Source organism: Novosphingobium mangrovisedimenti (genome assembly GCF_025153475.1).
Lineage (GTDB): Bacteria > Pseudomonadota > Alphaproteobacteria > Sphingomonadales > Sphingomonadaceae > Novosphingobium > Novosphingobium mangrovi_A.
The window spans coordinates 1-2,559 of the sequence record NZ_JANZXA010000041.1; the positions used below are offsets into that span (position 1 = coordinate 1).

Below are 2,559 nucleotides of genomic sequence, written 5' to 3' on the forward strand. Positions count from 1 at the left end.
TGTCAACGGCGGTCGGATTCCAGGCCAGCATGGCGGAGTAAAAGCAGGCCATTGAGGATGAGCTCGGATGATATGCAAAGGGCCCCGATCGGGGCCCTTTGCATATTTGCCGTTTTGCGTCGGGTCAGTCGGTGGAGGTGGCCTGGTTTTGCTCCGCCGCGGTAGCGCGGCGGCGGTGGGCGGACTGCTTGAGCCGGTAGCTATCGCCGTTCATGGTGAGGATGCTGACGTGGTGGGTGAGCCGATCGAGCAGCGCTCCGGTGAGCCGCTCGGACCCCAGAACCTGTGTCCAGTCCTCGAACGGCAGGTTGGAGGTGACGATCGTCGATCCCCGCTCGTAGCGCTGCGAGAAGGTTTCGAACAGGAGCTCTGCCCCCGTGGGCGAGAGCGGAACGTAGCCGAGTTCGTCAACGATCAGCAGCTTCACGGCGGCAAGATCGCGCTGCATCTTGAGCAGCCGCTTTTCGTCGCGGGCTTCCATCAACTGGTTCACCAGCGCCGCGGCGGTGGTGAACGCGACGGTGAAGCCCTTCTGGCAGGCCGCCAGGCCCAGGGCGAGTGCGGCGTGGGTTTTGCCCGTCCCGCTGTTGCCCAGCGCAATGATGTTTTCCCGCCGCAGGATGTACTCGCAGCGCGCCAGCTCCAGGACGAGCATCTTGTTGAGGCTGGGGATGGCCGTGAAGTCGAAGGTGTCGAGGCTCTTCACCGCCGGGAACCGGGCGGCGCGGATCCGGCGCTCGACCGTGCGGCGTTCCCGGTCGATCAGCTCCAGTTCGATGAGGCGCAGAAGGTAGCGGGTATGATCGACGCCATCGCGTGCGCATTCCCGGGCCAGCTTCTCATACTCGCGCAGCACCGTGGGCAGTTTGAGCTGCTTGAGGTGATGCGCCAGCAGGATCTGCGGCGTGCCCGCCGTCGTGCCGGCCGGCATCTTGTCGTCCGCTGCCCTGGTCATGCCACCAGCTCCGGCAGCAGAGTGGCATAGTCGGCGGCGCGCGTCGTCTTTACCTCCATTTTCGGCAGGTGCGGATAGGCGGCCAGATCGAGCCGGGCGGGCCGGCGCTCTATGCGCGCCAGCGCGATCTGCTTGACCGCGTCGAAGCCGATGGCACCGATGTGGATCGCCTCGTTCACCGCGAAGGTGACCACCTCCATCGGTATCGCCTCCAGAAGACGCAGCACCTGGATGAACTCGCGTTTGCCCTTGTTGCCCATCCGCACCTCCAGGAGGTGACGCAAATGCTGGAAGACATCCGGCAAGTCCCAGCCCTGCAGCGCGGCGGCCTGGTCGAGGGCTCCCGGTTTGGTCTCGATCAGCGCCAGGTAATGGAGCGGGTTCGCCACGAACATGGCTTCGCCATAGCAGCGTGGGTGACGGGCGATCTCCTCGCCGCCGCACAGAATGACGACCTGATCGACGAAGCCCTTCACCACCACGTCCTGGAAGCCGTAGCAGGTCGGAACCGAGTAGTCGTTGGTCCGGTAGCGCACCAATGCCGTCGACGATACGCGGGCGGCCCGCGTCTCGCACGGCTCGAACGTCCCGGCCGGCACAGGACGCATCGCTGCCAGATCGGCCACGAGCCGCTCGCCGATCGTCTGGCTGTGCCGTCCGGCCCGCTCTTCCTGACGGGCGCGGCAGCGGCGTTCCAGTTCCGCGTTGAAGTCGTCGTAGCTCGCTGCATGCGGGATCGGCACCATGAAGTGTGTCCGGGCATGCTTGACCAGCCCTTCGACCTTTCCCTTGTCGTTGCCCTTCCCGGGACGACCGAAGCGATCAGTGAACAGGTAGTGGCTGACCAGTCCGGTGAAGGCCTGGGTGCGCTCGCGCTTGCCGTCGCCACAGATCTTCGCAACCGCGATCCTGGTGTTGTCGTACAGGATCGAGCACGGCACGCCGCCGAAGAAGGCACATGCCGAAACGTGCCCGTCGAGGAAGGCCTCGGTCGTCTCCGCCGGATACGCCTTCACGAAGCAGGCATCTGATTGCGGCAGGTCCATGCAGAAGAAATGCACCTTCTGCCGCACCCCGCCGATCACGCCCACCGCCTCGCCAAAATCCACCTGCGCGTGGCCCGGCGGGTGCGCCAGCGGCACGAACGTCTCGCGCCCGCGCGCCCGGCATTGCCGGACATAATCCTTCACCACCGTGTAGCCGCCGCCATAGCCATGCTCGTCGCGCAGGCGCTCGAATATCCGCTTGGCCGTGTGCCGCTGCTTCATCGGCGCTATCCGGTCCTCAGCCAGGATCCGGTCAATCACCGGCAGCAACGGCCCCAGCTTCGGCTTCGCCACCGCCTTCGTGCGCGTGTAGCCCGGCGGCAGCGAAAACCGGCACATCTTGGCAATCGTATCACGGCTCAGGCCAAAGACCTTCGCCGCCTCACGCTGGCTGTTCCCTTCCACAAACACAAAACGGCGAACCGCTGCGTAGACCTCCACGGCAAACATCCCTGGCCGCTCCAAAAGGAACAACCTTATCCAATGGCTGGTTTTTACACCGCCGCGCTCAGCAAATCGCCGGCGCTCCATTGGCCTGGTTTGTCACCGCCCTGCACA

At 65.0% G+C, this 2,559-nt stretch carries 2 protein-coding genes; both read right to left on the reverse strand.

From position 1 onward, the window contains the following. Nucleotides 1-124 precede the first annotated feature (124 nt). Nucleotides 125-955 (reverse strand): IS21-like element helper ATPase IstB, encoded by an 831-nt coding sequence (gene istB, locus NZK81_RS21300; protein ID WP_260047972.1) that lies wholly within the window; start codon nt 953-955, stop codon nt 125-127. Further along, nucleotides 952-2,451 (reverse strand): IS21 family transposase, encoded by a 1,500-nt coding sequence (istA, locus tag NZK81_RS21305; protein WP_260047973.1) that lies wholly within the window; start codon nt 2,449-2,451, stop codon nt 952-954. The genes istB and istA overlap by 4 nt, the downstream gene beginning before the upstream one ends. Nucleotides 2,452-2,559 lie beyond the last annotated feature (108 nt).